The organism is Trichothermofontia sp., from assembly GCF_053493415.1.
Genome location: NZ_JBRCAD010000121.1, coordinates 1 through 16,246 on the forward strand (window position 1 = coordinate 1; position 16,246 = coordinate 16,246).

Here is a 16,246-nt window from a genome sequence, read left to right on the forward strand (position 1 = left end):
GGGCGGGGGCGACTCCCCATTGGCGGGCTAACCCCTGAACCAATTGGTCTTGCTGTGCCCGCAGGGTGTCGATATCCGTCCCCCGGTTAATAATCGTGAACCAAACTAGGCCCTGTTGCTGGGTCGCAAACACCCCCGTAAGGGCACTCACATCCCACAGCGTCCCGGTTTTGATCGCGGTATAGGGGGGCAATTTCCGCCCCTCTGCCGTGCCCAGATCCCGCCCAATCACGGGCATCAGGTCCGCGATCGTCAGCCCATCTGGTTGGAGCGATCGCTGAAGGGCCATCATCATCGCCGCCGCCGCCCGTGGGGAGATCTGGTTTTCCTGGCCTAAACCGGAGCCATTGATTAAACGCACCTCTGCCACCGGTACGCCAGCCGCTTGGGCCGCAAGGGGCGCAACCACCGGGGCACCCCCCAGGGACTCGGCAACCATCTCTGAGATGGCGTTATTGCTGTAGACGTTCATCAGCTTGAGAATTTGGGCCAGGGGCAATGATTCGTGGCGCAGCAGGGGAACCGCCCCGGCCTTGGGAGCAGCGGCAACGGCCACGCCCCCGGCGATCGTCAGGCGCGATCGCGGTGTCCCCGCTGGCATGGCCGCATATTGGCCCTCGATTTCCCAATCCCACTGGCGATCGTCCAGTGCCCGTCGCAGGAAATTACCCACCATTGCCGGATCGGTTTCGTAGTTCATCCAGAAGTCCCCAACCAGAATCAGGTTGCCCTGGACCTGGTGGATGCCCAAACGATTGAGGCTATGCCCCAAGGCGATCGCCTCCTCCCACACAAACAAGGGATCGCCACTGCCCTGGATGATCAAATCTCCCTGAAGGACACCGTTGGCGATCGGGCCGGTCCCACTGACGATCGTGGTGAACCGGTGCTGGGGTCCCCAGGTTTCCAAGGCCGCTAGGGAGGTGGCTACCTTCGTGAGGGAGGCGGCGGGTAGGGGGGTTGTCCCCTCGTGGTTCAGGAGCAAGGTCGTGCCACTTTGTAGCCAAATTCCCTGTTGGGCCGGGGCCATGCCCTTGCTACCCAGTCCCTTCAGATATTGCTCCACCGTCGAGAGGGTTTGTGGGGTCACCGCATCAGTTAGCACGAGACCGGGGGTATCTTGCCAGGTTTGTAGATCAAACGATCGGGCCGGGAGGCCGGCCTGCTGCAGCCAAAGGGACATCAACCCGGAGCTAAACAGTTGCAACATGGGCCACTCTCTTCCTAAATAACGGGACACTCAACACAAGTCACCCTGATCCTGTCCCAATACTCAAATTATTCTGGCAAATTATCCGGCTCACGATTGGGGTTGTCCACACCGTACACTAGAGCAAGACCACTCCCATTTATTCACCGACCTGCTATGGCAGACATCAAAAAAGGCAGCCTCGTCAAAGCCATTCGTGAAAAACTGGACAACAGCCTGGAAGTCAAGGCCAGTGACGATCGCCTGCCCAGCTACCTGTTTGAGACCGCTGGCGAAGTCATGGAAACCCAGGGAGACTACGCCTTGGTTAAGTTTGGTCAAGTTCCTACCCCCAACATCTGGTTGCGCATTGACCAATTAGAACCCTTTAAGTAGGCTAGGGCTACCGTCCCGATCGGAGGTCCCAGCCCCGTGGCTATTCCTACCCCACCGCCCTCCTCAGCCCTGCCTCGGCCCCTGCGTGTTGCGATCGTGGGGGCAGGCCGGGTTGGGAGTACCCTGGCCCAGCGCGTGGCGGAGAAAGACCTCGCCGATGTTGTCCTGCTGGATATCGATGCGGGCCTCCCCCAGGGCATTGCCCTCGACCTGATGGAAGCACGGGGCCTCGAACAGCACGATCGCAAACTGATGGGGACAGCCAGTTATGCTGATACCATTGGTTCCGATGTCGTGGTGATTACTGCGGGCTTCCCGCGCCAGCCCGGCATGGATCGGACGGACTTGTTGCGCCGTAACGCGGAAATTGTGGTCAATGCCGCGCAGCAGGCGATCGCCTATTCCCCCAACGCGATCTTGTTGGTGGTCACCAACCCCCTGGACGTGATGACCTACCTGGCCTGGAAAGCCACGGGATTACCGCCCCAACAGGTCATGGGCATGGCTGGCGTCCTCGACTCGGCTCGCCTGCAAACCTTTATCTCCCTGGAACTGGGCGTCTCTAATCACGACGTGATTGCCCTAGTGTTGGGCGGGCACGGCGATTTAATGGTCCCCCTCCCCCGCTACTGTTCCGTTGGGGGTATCCCCATTACCGAATTACTAGATCTGGCAACGATCGATCGCCTCGTGGAGCGTACCCGTCGCGGCGGCACCGAGATTGTTGAACTCATGCAAAAGGGTAGCGCCTATTTTGCCCCTGCCTCCTCCGCCTGTCTGATGCTGGAGGCAATCCTGCGGAACAAGTCGCGCCTGGTGCCTGCCGCTGCCTACCTGCAAGGGGAATATGGTTTAGAAGATGTGTATATTGGCGTCCCGTGCCGCCTCGATCGTCGAGGCATTGTCAATATTGTTGAACTAGAACTGACCGCAGCCGAGCGATCGGCCCTCCACACCTCCGCCCACGCCGTCCGCCGCAATATCGATCAAGCCCTGGAGCTCATGGGGGACTTACTTTGATTAATCGGAAAACAGGGGGGGCTGGCTAGGTTGGATTTTAGATTTTAGATTTTAGATTTTAGATTGGCGGGATGTTGTGGGGGAAGCAGTCTATCACCCAGACAGCGGAGACCGTTAGCCTGCGTGCAATTTGTGATCTACTGTTGTGATCTCCTGGGGCTGGGTGAGTGGGTGCCTAACAACGTCTAGTCGCCATGATCCCGTTGCCCCGCGCTGCCTTGCCCCGCACACAAAAAGGCCCCCACGGGATGCAGGAGGCCGCCAAGAAGCTTGTGCTTCTGCACCATATCACGTCGTTTAGGTGCCAAATGTTAAGCACAGCACAATTCCTCCGGCCCATTCACCCTGACTTCAGGTCGGGAAATCCCTAGCGGCTCCGCCGTAACGGCTTACGTCAGGGACCGGTTCGTGGCTAAAATATGGAGGCTAACCCCCTGTAACCTTGCAACCTATGGCCAAGTCTGTCGCCGATGTGATGACCCCTAGCCCGATCACGGTTCGCCCCGACACACCGCTCAAGGAGGTCATTAAAATCCTGGCCGATCGCCGGATTAGCGGTTTACCGGTGATCGATGCGGCAGGCAAGTTGATCGGGGTCATCTCAGAAACGGATCTCATGTGGCAGGAAACGGGAGTAACCCCCCCCGCCTATGTCATGGTGTTGGATAGCGTCATCTTTCTGCAAAATCCAGCCACCTACGAGCGGGATTTGCACAAGGCCCTCGGTCAAACCGTTGCAGAGGTCATGAGTCGCGAAGGCATTATCACCGTCACGCCCGATAAACCCCTACGCGAAGCCGCCCGGATCATGAATCAACATCAGGTCCATCGCCTGCCGGTCCTGGATGAGGCAGGTCACATTGTGGGGATTCTGACACGGGGTGATATTGTACGGGCAATGGCAGATGAGGAGATGGCTTAAACCATGACAATTACCCCAGAATCCGTCCAGCAATTACTGACATCCGACGATTTTGGCGATCGCCTGCGGGGTGTGAACCAACTGCGCCACTTGGATGCGGTGGCAGCCTTCCCCCTCACCCAACAGGCCCTCGCGGATGCCAATGCCAGGGTGCGCTATGCGGCAGCCAGCCATTTGGCCCACATCGGAAATTTGGATCGGGAGCTGTCCTTGCATCTGCTACGGGGGTTACTCCAGGACCCGGAGGTAGATGTCCAGGCGGCGGCGGCGGATGCTCTGGGTGCCCTCAAGTTGCACGAAGCCTACGAAGACCTGAAAACCCTCTACGAAACCTCCTCCGAATGGTTAGTCCGGTTTAGTATTGTGGCGGCGTTAGGGGAGTGGGGTGATCCCCGCTGCTTTGAGATTCTGGTCTCGGCCCTGGAGTCGGAGGAAGCACTACTGAGTACGGCGGCGATCGGGTCCCTGGGGGAATTGGGCGACAGTCGCGCCACACCCATCCTGGTACCCTATGCTGATAGCCCTGACTGGCAAGTACGCTATCGAGTCGCCCAGGCGTTGCAACGGCTCGGGGGACCGGAGGCCCAAGCAACCCTGAGAATTTTAGCCCAGGACCCTGTGTCCCAAGTCGCCCAAGTTGCCCAAACGCCGATCGATGCTCACTGAACCCTGCGGCTGCGATGACTGATCTGCCCGAACCGATCGCCTCCCCGGAGCCGGATTTGCCCGATCGCCTGTCCCCGGTGATCCCGCCCCCTGAACCGAACAATCGGGCCGATGCGATGGAATCGCTCGTCTCTGCGGGTACCACCTTGCCAACTGTTGAGAGGATTCCAGCCCCATCGCTGCCTGCTGCTGCCGTAACGGAGACTGACGACCTCACGGCCATGACCGAATCTGATGACTTTCAGGATTTAAGTTTTGCCCATCATCCCCGCCTGGGGGATCGGTCCTCTGGGCAACCCCCCTGGGGTCGCGTGCCCCTGCCGGATGTACCCTTAACCCTGTTGATCTTGGCGATCGCAACCCTCTTGATTGGGATCGGGTTGGGATGGGCGCGCCCTGGGTTGGGGTGGCTAGGGACAATCGGGGCGCTACTGGCCGCCCTGCGCATTCTGGTCCCTGCCTGGGGGAATGCCCTGGCCAGGGTCATCAGTTCCCGCCAAGCGGGGCAAATTCTGGCGACCTTAGGCTTAGGCGTCGCCCTTTGGGGGCTGGTCCAATTAACGGGTTTTGGTAGCCAGATCTACCGCTGGGGACAAACCGCGAACTGGGACGCGATCGGAGCGTTGGGGGAGGTGTTTGGTGCCCTCGGCCAAATCCTGATTGCCATCCTGGCAGTTTATGTGGCATGGCGGCAGTATAAAATTTCCAAGGATTTGACGATTCAGCAAAATACGATTACCCAGCAGCAAACGATCGATAGCTATTTCCAAGGCATCTCCGAACTGGTTCTGGATGAGGAAGGCTTATTGGAGGACTGGCCCCAGGAGCGGGCGATCGCCGAGGGCCGTACTGCTGCAATCTTAGGCAGCATTGATGCAACGGGTAAGGCCAAAATCATTCGCTTCCTGTCGCGATCGCGGCTGTTGACCCCCCTCAAGCGCGATCGGCGGTTAGGACGGGCCATCTTTGACGGCATGGGGGGCTACCAGGAAGATCGGCTGCATGGGGTACGGGTAATCGACCTCGGCGTCATGCTGGCTAAGGCAGATTTACAGGGCACTGACCTGCGCTGGGTTGATCTGAGTGAGGCGAACCTTTTCCGCGCCAATCTGAGCCACTGCGATTTATTTAAGGCCAACCTCAGCCGCTGCATTCTTTACGAAGCCAACCTCCGGGGGACAGACCTGAAGGGTGCCCAACTTTTCTATGGCCCAGCCACAACCGCAACGCCCCGCAGCCGCACGGAACCGCCGGACTACCACACGGGTGCCCATACAGGGGCTGTGGTTGAAGGCGCTAACTTTTCCCAGGTGCAACGCCTCAGCGACGAACAACGCTATTACTGTTGTGCCTGGGGCGGCGAGAAAACCCGTCGAACGATACCGGGCGGTTGTGAGGGGATTCCCAACTTATTGGAGCAAGCCCTAGAAACCAACACGATCGGTAATTGATTAGGCTGTCGCCTAGCCAGCAACCTACAGCCTTTCCCAAACGAGTGCGGTACGATACAGCCCAACCCTCTTATCCCAACCGTCAAGTTGATAATAAGTTTTATCCAATTAAATGGGAAATGATCACAAGCGTGTATACAGCACTTCCATACCTGATGAGGTACAGACAAGGGGCTTAAGCCCCTTGTTCGCAAGGCTTGACCATACTTCATTAGAGAGGAAACGGCTGTATAAGCTAATGCAACGTATATCACTTGAAGAATGAATGCCCAATATGCTGACGAAACGACAACGAGATTTGGCACAGCGAGCCGTTCATGTTGGGAAATCGGATTTTTCCCTATAATAATTTTCTGAGAGAGGGGCAGAGAGCCTGAAAAGCTTATATAACAAGAGTTTGCAGTGTTCTTGATAGAGAAAGCGATGTTGGCTTTTATCCTCTTATTGAATCCATTCTCAATAAGCAAAGGCTGAACAGCCCGTCATTTAGTCAGCAGTGGCAGTCTTTGGAGCATATCTTTCTATGAAGCAACTCCCTGAAATCCTTGTGCTAGAAGTATCCTAGCCCCTTTGTCCCCTTATCAGAATAATTTCATCATTGCTTATCGCCTCTAAAGTCCCGACTACACGCCCCCATTATGAGTGAACCTTCTTTTCCGAAGCGATCGTTTCCCCTAACCACCGTTGGTGCCCTGGTGCGAGGGCCATCCGGGCGGGTGTTGATTGTCCGAACGACCAAATGGCGCGGCACCTGGGGAGTGCCTGGGGGAAAGGTAGACTGGGGTGAAACCCTGGAAGCGGCACTAAAACGGGAATTTCGTGAAGAAGTGGGCTTAGCGTTAGACAATATTGAATTTGCCCTGTTGCAAGAGGCGGTGTTAGATCCCCAATTTTATCGAGAAGCCCATTTCATTCTGCTGAATTATTGGGCGACGACAACCACGGAAACGATCGTACCTAATGCGGAAATTGTCAAATGGGAATGGCTCTCGCCCCAGGAAGCTCTAAGCTACCCGTTGAATTCCTATACCAAAATTCTTATTGAGCATTATTTAGCCTCTCTAACATCAGCCCATCACCATGATTAAAACGGCGTTAGTAACCGGTGCGGCTAAGGGCATTGGACGGGCGATCACGTTGACCTTAGCACAACAGGGCTTTGATGTAGCGGTCCATTACCACCGTAGTGAGGCGGCAGCCCAACAGACGGTCCAGGATGTGCGTGCCCACCAGGTACAGGCGATCGCCCTCTCCGCCGATGTGAGCCAACCCCAAGCGGTGCAGACCTTAGTGGACACAGTTGTCGAGAAATTTGGGGGTCTGTCGGTAGTCGTGAACAATGTGGGCAATTACTTCAAACAGCCCATTGATGAAATGTCGATCGCCCAATGGCATGAGATCCTGGATACCAATCTCAACGCCACCTTTTATGTCACCCAGGCCGCCTTACCCCACCTCAAGGCTGCGGGCTGGGGACGGATTATTAACCTGGGCTTTGCCGGCGCACAAAACTTAGTCGCCCGCACCCAAATTACCCCCTACGCGATCGCCAAAACGGGCGTGATTCTCTACACCAAAGCCCTCGCCAAACAACTGGCCGCCCACCGGATCACGGCTAATGTGGTGGCCCCAGGGGTGATTGAAACCTCTGTAAGCCAACCCCTGACCCAGATCCCGATGGGTAGGCTGGCTACCGTTGGCGAAGTCGCCCAAGTGATCGACTTTCTGGTGGCTCCAGAAGCGGGCTATTATACCGGCCAAGTGATCGAAGTCGCGGGGGGCTGGAACCTCTGAGGCTGAGCGGGGGAACCGTCTTGGCAATTGGAAAAATCTATAGTACATAATTATCTGTCTAACCGATTCATCCGGATCGGAAACCGCTAAAATAGGGGAATTGAGATTTTGGCCCGATCGCGCACGCTGTCCCTTTTCACCGACCTTACTGACACAACCAGCATGGCACCTAGAGCAAGCAACGCCGCAAGCAACAGCAATCACAAGGCAACCCCGCCCCAAAACAGTAACCCAGAGCGGGATAAGGCCCTAACCCAAGTCCTGACCCAGATTGAGCGTACCTTTGGCAAGGGATCGATCATGCGGCTGGGGGATGCGGCCCGGATGAAGGTGGAAACGATCCCCACGGGTGCCCTGACGCTGGATATTGCCCTAGGGGGGGGGTTGCCCAAGGGGCGGGTCGTGGAAATCTACGGTCCCGAAAGTTCTGGGAAGACGACGTTGGCGCTCCACGCGATCGCCGAAGTCCAGAAGGCCGGGGGCATTGCGGCTTTTGTGGATGCGGAACACGCCCTTGATCCCACCTACTCGGCAGCACTGGGCGTAGACATTGAAAACCTGTTGGTCTCGCAACCAGATACGGGGGAAATGGCCCTAGAAGTCGTGGATCAACTGGTGCGATCGACGGCGGTAGATATTGTCGTGGTTGACTCAGTTGCCGCATTGGTGCCGCGATCGGAAATTGAAGGAGAAATTGGTGAAACCCAGGTGGGGTCCCAGGCCCGGTTGATGAGCCATGCCCTGCGCAAGATTACCGGCAATATCGGCAAGTCGGGCTGTACCGTGATTTTCCTCAACCAATTGCGCCAAAAGATTGGCGTCACCTACGGCAGTCCAGAAACCACGACGGGGGGGCAAGCCCTCAAGTTTTATGCCTCGGTTCGTCTGGATATTCGCCGGATTCAAACCCTGAAGAAAGGCACGGAGGAATTTGGGATTCGGGCCAAGGTGAAGGTGGCGAAAAACAAGGTGGCTCCCCCTTTTCGGTTGGCAGAATTTGACATCATTTTTGGCAAAGGCATTTCCAGTGTGGGGTGTCTGGTTGACCTCGCAGAAGAAACGGGAGTGATTGTCCGTAAGGGTGCGTGGTACAGCTACAACGGCGATAATATCGGCCAGGGCCGGGATAACACGATTCAATACCTGGAAAGCAATCCCACGATCGCCCAAACGATCGAGCAACAGGTGAAGGAAAAGCTAGATTTGGGCGCAGTCGTATCGGCCAATTCAGTGGCTCCCATCTCTGAACAGGAGGAAGAGGACACCCTCGCTGTCGATCTGGCCACCCTAGCCTAGGGATTATCCAACGAATGCTAACGGCATTATTGTTTGATCTGGATGGAACATTAGCCAATACCGATCCCTTTCACTTTCAGGCATGGCAAGCCTATCTGCGCACCTATAACTTGGAAATTGACGATCGCTTTTATCGGCAACGAATCAGCGGTCGTCTAAATCCCGATATTGTGCAGGACCTGCTCCCCCAGCTCACCCCGGAGCAGGGGCAACAGGTGGCCGATGAGAAGGAAGCCTACTTTCGCCAATTGGCCACCAACCTGACGCGGCTGCCCGGTCTGACGGAGTTATTAAACTGGTCAGGCGAACGGGGGCTGCAACAGGCGGTGGTGACAAATGCGCCACGGGCGAATGTAGAGTTTACCTTGACAGTCCTCGATCTTTGGGACCATTTCCCCACGATCATTTTTGCAGCGGAGTTACCGATCGGTAAACCTGATCCAGCTCCCTATCAGTTGGCCTTAGACAAGCTTCAGGTTTCGCCAGCGCAGGCGATCGCGTTTGAGGATTCGGCATCCGGCATTCGCTCGGCAGTGGCTGCTGGCATTCCCACAGTGGGCGTGGCTTCTACCCATCCGCCCAGTGAGTTGGCAGCCGTCGGGGCGAGTTGGGTGATTAACGATTTCCGCGATCGCCAGTTGTGGGATTTACTGGGCCGAGTGGAGTAAGGGGGAGAGAGGAGAAAGAAGAGAGAAGAGAGAAGAGAGGGTTGAGGGGGAATAGTGCTTTGTCTCACTCCTCACTCCTCACTCCTCACTCCTAATTTAAGTGGGTGTCGTTTGCAGATCAGGGCGTTCTTCAGGGACGATCGCGCCTGCGACAGGGCAAACTTGTAGGCAAATGCCGCAATCGATACAGGTAGAAAAGTCAATCCAATACCAATCGGTTCCCTTGTTATTTTTCCCTGGGCCGGGGTGGATGCAGGCAACGGGGCAGGCGTCAACGCAGTCGGCGATGCCTTCGCAGACCTGGGTCACGATCGTATGGGCCATGTAACGGTCTCCTCGCAAGTGCTTTCCTCTAACCACTGTACGCAATCTCTGGTGACTAGGGGTACAGCGGGGAGGGTGTGGGGGAGGGCCGCAAGCTCTGCGGTGTCAGCCTGGGTCAACAGTGTAAGACCAGAGTTTACTCTGGCGACGGTCACTGAAGCAGGAACTAAGCTTCAGCCTGCTTAGGTAGGTTTGAGTCAGTCTTAGAGAGCGGTTATGACGAGAAGGGCAATACTAGTTGCTCGAAAAGTAAGTTCTGCAACGTTCGTAGGGCTGGCTTTAGCCGGCAACGACTGAAGTCGTTACTACCAACGTTGCAATGTTCGTAGGGCTGGCTTTAGCTGGCAACGACTAAAGTCGTTACTACCAACGTTGCGAAACTTGATGTTTACTGTACTAGCTGGCTTTGGGTTGATCGGCGGTTTCCTGTTGCAGGATGAGTTGCCGCAGACGGGTTTTCGTTTTGGTCACGAGTTCAGGATCGGCATCTTCGAGAAAGCATTCGAGGAGTTGGCGGGCTTGGGCCTTTTGGCCTTGCTGGAGCAGGGCAACGCTGGCTTCGACAACGATCACGACGGCATCATCGATATTGAAGCGACGATCGTGAAGCCAGGTGACGGAGTGCAGCAGAGAAACCTCATCACCCGACTGGGCCACCTGAACCAGTTTCTCGACGTGCTTCTGAATTTCAGCCATCTTCATTCCCCTACCTTGAGCGATTGGCTATACCCGTTTCCGGATCTGTGAGTTAGCCCTATCCCCTGATCTCAGACGGTGAGACAGGCGATCCGGAAAATAGGTCGTTCCCATCAGGGCAGTCCCAAACGCTGGTGGTTAAGCGCCTTCATTCCATCCCGATGCATCCTCTCCTAACAGATTGGCCACCCGTTCCGCCAAGGCTGACTGCCCCTGTTCCTCAAAGCGGGTGGCGGCGGCGCGCAGATCCGCTGTGGCTTCGGCATAGGCACGACAAGCCAACTTGACCTTCCCTCGTTCTAAATAGGCGATCGCTGACTCCGGTTGTTGTTCAATGACCGCATCCAAATCCGCGATCGCCCCTTGGGGATCACCCAACAGTGCCCGGACCCCCCCGCGTTCTCGCCGTGCGGCGAGGGGGTCGAGGTCTGGGGTGACCACGGCTTGCAAATCGGCCTCTGCCGCATCGGATTGGCCCAGTTGGAGGTAGATCGCGCTGCGTCCTAGCCGTGCCCGTCGCGATTGGGGATGCATCGTTAATACCTGACTAAAATCTGCCAAGGCCGCTTCCAGGTCCGGTTGATTGGCCAGCAGTTGCGCCCGCTCTAGGAAACCCACAATCAACCCCGGCTTAAGCCAGAGACCATAGTTGAGATCCGCTAGGGCCGCCTCGCGATCGCCCAGTTGGGCCTGGGCCAGTCCCCGCTCCACATAGGCATCGGCCAGATTGGGATTTAACCAAAGGGCATAGTTGCAATCCGCGATCGCCTCCTCCAGGTTGCCCAGTTGCCGTCGAGCCATGCCGCGACCGAGGAAATCCAGGGCCGAACTCACCTCCATGCGGATCACCCGTTGCCAGTCCTGCATCGCTTCCTCGCGGTAACGGGGATCGGCCTCTAGGGCATCCCCCCGCTGGGCCAGGAGTAACCCTCGGTACACATAGGCACTCAATAGGTGGGGCCGCAGGTGAATCGCCTGTTCAAGATCCTGTTGGGCCGCGTCCCACCGTTCCAACTCCATCTGCACGATTCCCCGGTGTAGATAGGCGAGGGCGGCGTTGGGATGGCTGGCTAGCACCCGGTTGAAGTCGGCGATCGCGGCGGGTTTATCCCCCAGGGCGGCATGGGCCATCCCCCGGTGCAAATAGGCTGCCACCCAGTCAGGTTTACAGGCAAGGGCGGCATCAAAATCGGCGATCGCCTCGGTCAGCCGTCCCAGTTGCATCAACACCTGTCCCCGTTCCAAGTGGGCGGTACTGGCCTGGGGATCAACAGCAAAAACGGCAGTGTAGTCGGCAACGGCCCCTTCTAAATCCCCCAATTGCCAGCGCAAATGTCCCCGGCTGCTGTAGACACTGCTCTGGTTGCTGTCCAGGGCCATCACGTGTTGCAAATCGGCAGCGGCCCCTGGGTCATCCCCCAGCTTGGCGCGCACGGCGCTGCGGCTGAGGTAGGCTTCGGCAGAATGGGGATCGAGGGTTAAAACCGCCTCCAGATCCGCCAGGGCACCCGCCGTATCCCCTAGGGCCGCGCGGGCCGTACTCCGACTTAGGTGGGCGATCGTTGAATCGGGATCAATCGCTAGGGCATCGTCAAAGTCATCCAGGGCACCCTGGGGGTCCCCCAACAGCGATCGCGTTAACCCCCGCTGGAGATGCGCAACCACCGAATTGGGACTGAGGCGCAGGGCGCGGTTGAAGTCTTCCAAGGCTTCCCGGCGATCGCCCAACTGGGCACGGATCATCCCCCGTCCTAGATAGGCATCTACGGGCGTGGCACTCAATTGCAGGGCACGACTAAAATCCTCATGGGCACCCTCGCGATCGCCCATTTCCGCCCGCACGGCACTGCGATCGAGGTACGCTTCGGCCAGATTGGGCGACAACTGCAACGCCTGATTAAAATCACTCAACGCCCCCTGGTACTCCTCCAACTCCGCCCGCACAATGCCCCGTTGCACATAGGCATCCGTCAGGCTGGGGTTGAGCTTAATCGCCTGGTCCAGGTCCGCGAGGGCCTCCTCCGGTTGCTCAGCGGCTAAGCGTAACTTCCCCCGCTCCAGGTAAGCCGGGGCGAGGGGTTGAAGCTGAAGGGCCTGATCCAGATCCGCCATTGCCCCCAAGCGATCGCCCATCAGGCCATGCATCAGTGCCCGTTGGTAATAGACCTCCGCCGCCCGTGGGTTTAACTGGAGCGCCTGGGAAAAGTCGGCCATCGCCGCCGGGAAATCCTTCAGTTGGGCCTGGACGCTCCCCCGTTGGACATAGGCAGGTAGGGAGTTGGGTTGTAACTTCAAGGCTTGATTCAAATCCATGAGGGCCGCCTGGAGATCCCCGAGTTCGCGCCAGAGCATCCCCCGTTGCAGATAGATGAGGGGGGAATCGGGTTGGAGTTCTAGCGCCTGGTTAAAGTCTGCCAAGGCCGCATTCCGATCGCCGCTACTGGCCCGCACCATGCCCCGCTGAATCAGGGCCGCGATCGCATGAGGGTTGAGCGCCAAAGCCTGATCAAAATCCGCGATCGCCCCGTCGCGATCGCCCTGTTTCGCCCGCAGCATTCCCCGCTGGATATAGGCCGCCCCCGCATTGGGACGCAATTGCAACGCCTGGTCAAAATCCGCCATTGCCCCCGTGCGATCGCCCAACCGAACCCGTAGCTTCCCCCGCTCCAGATAGGCATCATGGGCTTGGGGATTAAGCTGGATCACCTGGGTGAGATCCAGCACCGCCTCTGGGAATTTTCCCTTAGCCATCAAAGCCATTGCCCGCTGCAAAAACGCCGCAGCAAATTTCGGATAAAGCTGGATCGCCTCCGTAAAACTCGCGATCGCGCCATCATAATCTTTAGTTTTAAGCTGACTTAAGCCTTGATTAAAGCAGGTTTCAGCACTCATGGGCTGTCCTCCCTTGACAGCAACAGCAAACCTTTTGCACAGTCCCTCTGCCCAAGGACACCGCGAAAAATACCTATCCGGCGCTCCCAAGCAACCTTAATCCCGTCGATGGGGGCAATGGAACTGCCCCCATTCCAGATTAATCGAAGTGCTTGTCCTTCTGCTCAATGCCCCTTACGATCGAGTATTGACCGAGGGCGTGGCAATGCGAACACTGTGCAATTTAGCTTTACAAAAAACAGTTGCTTTAGATTTCTTAAAAAAAACTGAAACGACGGTTGGTTAAACGCCAGTTCCAGTTTGGGGTTAGTTGGTGTTGGTTAAATCTTAGGGATCGGAGGCTAGTGTCCTTCAGACGCACACACAATGCTAGATTTTTTCGGCAACCCTGTCCGGACACTTGCCAAATCCACAGATATTAACAGCGCATAACCCATAACTGCAAAGAATAGAAATAAAGAAAAATTGATCAAAAACAAGCGGGAAAAATTTTTTTCTTAAGCTGCGGAAGGATCGGCTACGGTTTCGCGCAGACGGGTGATCCCCACCGGTGTTCCCCGTATCGCCGCTGGTGACGTGAAAACCGTCGTGCTCACCAGATCGTGCGTCCCCGCCTCGACTAACCGAGGATGGCCTACGTCGGACCAGAGGGCTGGTTGCGATCGTCGCTCAACGTCAGGCGTAAAAGACAATGCGCCTAGGGAACACGCACGCCAACACCCCTGAACAGCCACATTCAAAAGTTGGCAATGACCGCCCCGGCGTCCTTCTGGACTATAGGACTGACAATGCCGACAGGCGAAATCAGCATGGCGTGGCGCTTCCAAGGTATTCATCGTTCAGCATCCCCTAATCATTAGGTAGTTACCTCATCATCCCCCACGCCCCCTTGGCGATCTTTCCGCGTCCAAAACGCTACAATGCTTTCACCTTATGCTTTAGAGCGATCCCAAAGTAAAGTGGAAGTCTTGAAATCTCTTTATTTTCTCTTTAGAAAGTAGTCGTTTTTTTGTTAAGGAATATCATTATCTCCCCCTTAAGATAGATCTCTGCGATCAGTAATCTAGTCAGGGATCACGCTAAACCCAAAACCAACACCAAAGCAAATACATTGATACCTTAGTTATCGATCCGGATTGGGTGGCATGGAATTGGGTGGCGTATTTGTCTGGCGCACACACAGGGCACACACACGCCAACGGGCCAGTTCACCGGGTGGGGTAGGGCACTGGCATTGAGGGCAGAGGGGCAACTGTTGTCGTTGCTGTTGGAGGTGTTGTTGCCAGTGTTGAAAGGCCCGATCGGGGGTGGCGGCTGTCTCGATCGGGGGGGACACGGGGGCGTTGGCCGCTGGGGTGAAACTGGGATGGGCTTGCCCTAGGGGGCGATCGGCGCTGGTGACTAGGGGTACCTCGGACCACTGGGCAGCCGAAAAGCGAATATCCGTCAGGGGCTGGGGCAAGATAGCGTTCAGTTTGGCGAGGATACGCTGGCGTTCAAAGCTCAAATTCTGTGCCCAAACCGAACTCGCTGTGGCAACGCAGAGCACCCCCCGCCGAATCGCGATCGGTCGGGTTTGTTGGGCCACCACATCACCCACGATCGTCGGCCAATCCCGCAAGAGTTGCTGGAAGTGGTGGTGGTGTTGCCAGGTGGGCTGCTGGGCAACGTGTTGCAGAAGCTGGGGAAGCGATTGCCAGGACATGCGAGGGGAGTGCGTTAAGGACAGGGTCGCTGGATAGCCATCTAGCGTCCCAACGCGGTAGACCAAGGGGCAGGAAGACCGGCCATTTACGGATGCCGCGAGTGGGGGTGCCCAGGGGGACAAAAGATGGCAAATTCCGATTCTACTGCTAGGCTATGAGCCGATCCGGTCACCCCGATCGGGTCACAATCGCGGTTGTAGCCATACTTTAACTTCCTGGGCTTGGATTTCAGAGCAGATTTAGGACAAATCGAGCCTGCGATCGGAATCAGGGGGGTCTACGTGCAGCCCAGGTTGCTGTGGCCATCGGTGAGTTCATTGCGTTCCCAATTATCCCTATGCGTCAAAGTTCTGTTACCCACGCTAACCAATCGGCGCCGACTCAGGGGTTGAAACCCAGCCTACAGGCGGCGCTAAGCTGTTTAGACCTGCAACTAGACGAGGAGTTGGCCCGGTATCGCCGTCTTCAGGCGGGCTATTCGGCTCCCCCACGCCGGGTCCTGGGGCGACGCTCACCGGTGCCTACACCCGTGGAATTGTTCCAGCCCCCAATAGCCTCTCCCCCTCCTGGACAAGCAGTTGGCCCCCCCCCGTCGGTTGGCCCGTCAGCGGCGTTCGCCAGTCCCGCCAGTCACCCAGCGGCTGTTTCCAAGGCGGCCTCGCCTGCGCCATCCGTGAGTCCCCCCATGAGTGCCCCTGTGGAGCGAGGCCACGTGCCTGCCCCGATCGCCCCTGGAACCGCAATCCCCAGTCCCACCTCACCCGAAGCATTGAGCGCTCTAGCCGTTGTGCCATCCAGTCCGGCGGCGGCCTCATCCCCTGATCTAGCCCTAGCGCCGCCAGCCCCAGCCCCAGAAGCATCCCTACCCAATGACTACCTTGCGTCCTCCGAGGCATTGCTGCAAAGTTTAGCAGCCGAAGAAGCCCAGGACGATCGCCTTGATCCCAGCCAGATTCAAAACAAGGGAGGATTACTGTCCCCGCTAGGTCTGGGGTCCTTATTGCTCCTGCTCCTGTCTAGCCTCAGCCTGGGCTATGCCCTGTTAAACCCCCACAACTTGGGCTTTCTCACCCCCCACTTGCAAGGCAGTGAGTCGCCAGCCCAGTCCCCCCATACGGTAGCACCGACCACCCTGCCCAATGTTCCCAATTTGGCAACGGATGAGTTTGTCGATCTCCACCTAGATACCCTGGGCACCCTGACGGTTCCCTCCCCCTCCCCGACGC

At 57.1% G+C, this 16,246-nt stretch carries 15 protein-coding genes and 1 pseudogene; 10 read left to right on the plus strand and 6 right to left on the minus strand.

Annotated elements, in window-relative coordinates; all coding sequences use genetic code 11:
- A partial coding sequence (locus ACWIUF_RS10590; protein WP_448572332.1) for a D-alanyl-D-alanine carboxypeptidase occupies positions 1–1,210 on the minus strand: 1,210 nt, incomplete at its 3' end.
- A 156-nt stretch (positions 1,211–1,366) separates the two neighbouring features.
- Here ACWIUF_RS10590 and ndhO point away from each other — a divergent pair.
- The 9 genes from ndhO to ACWIUF_RS10635 all read left to right on the plus strand — a co-directional run bounded on the left by ndhO (position 1,367) and on the right by ACWIUF_RS10635 (position 9,402).
- Positions 1,367–1,585, plus strand: a complete 219-nt coding sequence (gene ndhO / locus ACWIUF_RS10595) for an NAD(P)H-quinone oxidoreductase subunit O (protein ID WP_448572333.1) — start codon at positions 1,367–1,369, stop codon at positions 1,583–1,585.
- Positions 1,586–1,621: 36 nt separating this feature from the next.
- Positions 1,622–2,605, plus strand: coding sequence for a malate dehydrogenase (gene mdh / locus ACWIUF_RS10600; protein WP_448572334.1), 984 nt, complete (start codon positions 1,622–1,624; stop codon positions 2,603–2,605).
- Between the two features lie 451 nt (positions 2,606–3,056).
- Complete coding sequence (locus ACWIUF_RS10605) at positions 3,057–3,527, plus strand: CBS domain-containing protein (RefSeq protein ID WP_448572335.1); 471 nt, start codon at positions 3,057–3,059, stop codon at positions 3,525–3,527.
- A gap of 3 nt (positions 3,528–3,530) precedes the next feature.
- Positions 3,531–4,193, plus strand: a complete 663-nt coding sequence (gene nblB / locus ACWIUF_RS10610) for a phycobilisome degradation protein NblB (RefSeq protein ID WP_448572336.1) — start codon at positions 3,531–3,533, stop codon at positions 4,191–4,193.
- A 14-nt stretch (positions 4,194–4,207) separates the two neighbouring features.
- The gene (locus ACWIUF_RS10615; RefSeq protein ID WP_448572337.1) at positions 4,208–5,644 is read left to right on the plus strand and encodes a pentapeptide repeat-containing protein; all 1,437 of its coding nucleotides are present in this window, start codon (positions 4,208–4,210) and stop codon (positions 5,642–5,644) included.
- 638 nt (positions 5,645–6,282) lie between these two features.
- A complete protein-coding gene (locus ACWIUF_RS10620; RefSeq protein WP_448572338.1) occupies positions 6,283–6,732 on the plus strand; it encodes an NUDIX domain-containing protein in 450 nt (149 codons plus the stop codon).
- A complete protein-coding gene (gene tmpR / locus ACWIUF_RS10625) occupies positions 6,725–7,438 on the plus strand; it encodes a bifunctional dihydropteridine reductase/dihydrofolate reductase TmpR (RefSeq protein WP_448572339.1) in 714 nt (237 codons plus the stop codon). The genes ACWIUF_RS10620 and tmpR overlap by 8 nt, the downstream gene beginning before the upstream one ends.
- A gap of 162 nt (positions 7,439–7,600) precedes the next feature.
- Positions 7,601–8,734: a recombinase RecA gene (gene recA, locus ACWIUF_RS10630; RefSeq protein ID WP_448572340.1), complete on the plus strand. Its 1,134-nt coding sequence runs from the start codon at positions 7,601–7,603 to the stop codon at positions 8,732–8,734.
- A 14-nt stretch (positions 8,735–8,748) separates the two neighbouring features.
- Positions 8,749–9,402, plus strand: a complete 654-nt coding sequence (locus tag ACWIUF_RS10635) for an HAD family hydrolase (protein WP_448572341.1) — start codon at positions 8,749–8,751, stop codon at positions 9,400–9,402.
- A 96-nt stretch (positions 9,403–9,498) separates the two neighbouring features.
- Here ACWIUF_RS10635 and ACWIUF_RS10640 read toward each other — a convergent pair whose 3' ends face one another.
- From ACWIUF_RS10640 to ACWIUF_RS10660, 5 genes are all read right to left on the minus strand, one after another.
- Positions 9,499–9,726, minus strand: coding sequence for an indolepyruvate ferredoxin oxidoreductase subunit alpha (locus tag ACWIUF_RS10640; RefSeq protein WP_448572342.1), 228 nt, complete (start codon positions 9,724–9,726; stop codon positions 9,499–9,501).
- A 396-nt stretch (positions 9,727–10,122) separates the two neighbouring features.
- Positions 10,123–10,422 carry a hypothetical protein gene (locus ACWIUF_RS10645; protein WP_448572343.1) on the minus strand — a complete coding sequence of 100 codons (300 nt, stop codon included), beginning with the start codon at positions 10,420–10,422 and terminating at the stop codon, positions 10,123–10,125.
- 138 nt (positions 10,423–10,560) lie between these two features.
- Entirely contained in the window at positions 10,561–13,314 is a 2,754-nt protein-coding gene (locus ACWIUF_RS10650; protein WP_448572344.1) for a tetratricopeptide repeat protein, read from the minus strand.
- A 497-nt stretch (positions 13,315–13,811) separates the two neighbouring features.
- Positions 13,812–14,150: a hypothetical protein gene (locus ACWIUF_RS10655; protein ID WP_448572345.1), complete on the minus strand. Its 339-nt coding sequence runs from the start codon at positions 14,148–14,150 to the stop codon at positions 13,812–13,814.
- 287 nt (positions 14,151–14,437) lie between these two features.
- The gene (locus ACWIUF_RS10660) at positions 14,438–15,019 is read right to left on the minus strand and encodes a DUF721 domain-containing protein (RefSeq protein ID WP_448572346.1); all 582 of its coding nucleotides are present in this window, start codon (positions 15,017–15,019) and stop codon (positions 14,438–14,440) included.
- A gap of 338 nt (positions 15,020–15,357) precedes the next feature.
- Here ACWIUF_RS10660 and ACWIUF_RS10665 point away from each other — a divergent pair.
- Positions 15,358–16,246: pseudogene (locus ACWIUF_RS10665) on the plus strand (hypothetical protein); the annotation flags it as partial.

Excerpts from the sequence above, each read along its gene's own strand:
- ACWIUF_RS10655 (WP_448572345.1), bottom strand. The coding sequence starts at position 14,150 with ATGAATACCTTGGAAGCGCCACGCCATGCTGATTTCGCCTGTCGGCAT.
- ACWIUF_RS10650 (WP_448572344.1), bottom strand. The coding sequence starts at position 13,314 with ATGAGTGCTGAAACCTGCTTTAATCAAGGCTTAAGTCAGCTTAAAACT.
- nblB (WP_448572336.1), top strand. The coding sequence starts at position 3,531 with ATGACAATTACCCCAGAATCCGTCCAGCAATTACTGACATCCGACGAT.
- ndhO (WP_448572333.1), top strand. The coding sequence starts at position 1,367 with ATGGCAGACATCAAAAAAGGCAGCCTCGTCAAAGCCATTCGTGAAAAA.
- ACWIUF_RS10645 (WP_448572343.1), bottom strand. The coding sequence starts at position 10,422 with ATGGCTGAAATTCAGAAGCACGTCGAGAAACTGGTTCAGGTGGCCCAG.
- ACWIUF_RS10615 (WP_448572337.1), top strand. The coding sequence starts at position 4,208 with ATGACTGATCTGCCCGAACCGATCGCCTCCCCGGAGCCGGATTTGCCC.
- ACWIUF_RS10635 (WP_448572341.1), top strand. The coding sequence starts at position 8,749 with ATGCTAACGGCATTATTGTTTGATCTGGATGGAACATTAGCCAATACC.
- ACWIUF_RS10660 (WP_448572346.1), bottom strand. The coding sequence starts at position 15,019 with ATGTCCTGGCAATCGCTTCCCCAGCTTCTGCAACACGTTGCCCAGCAG.
- ACWIUF_RS10620 (WP_448572338.1), top strand. The coding sequence starts at position 6,283 with ATGAGTGAACCTTCTTTTCCGAAGCGATCGTTTCCCCTAACCACCGTT.
- tmpR (WP_448572339.1), top strand. The coding sequence starts at position 6,725 with ATGATTAAAACGGCGTTAGTAACCGGTGCGGCTAAGGGCATTGGACGG.
- recA (WP_448572340.1), top strand. The coding sequence starts at position 7,601 with ATGGCACCTAGAGCAAGCAACGCCGCAAGCAACAGCAATCACAAGGCA.
- ACWIUF_RS10640 (WP_448572342.1), bottom strand. The coding sequence starts at position 9,726 with ATGGCCCATACGATCGTGACCCAGGTCTGCGAAGGCATCGCCGACTGC.
- ACWIUF_RS10605 (WP_448572335.1), top strand. The coding sequence starts at position 3,057 with ATGGCCAAGTCTGTCGCCGATGTGATGACCCCTAGCCCGATCACGGTT.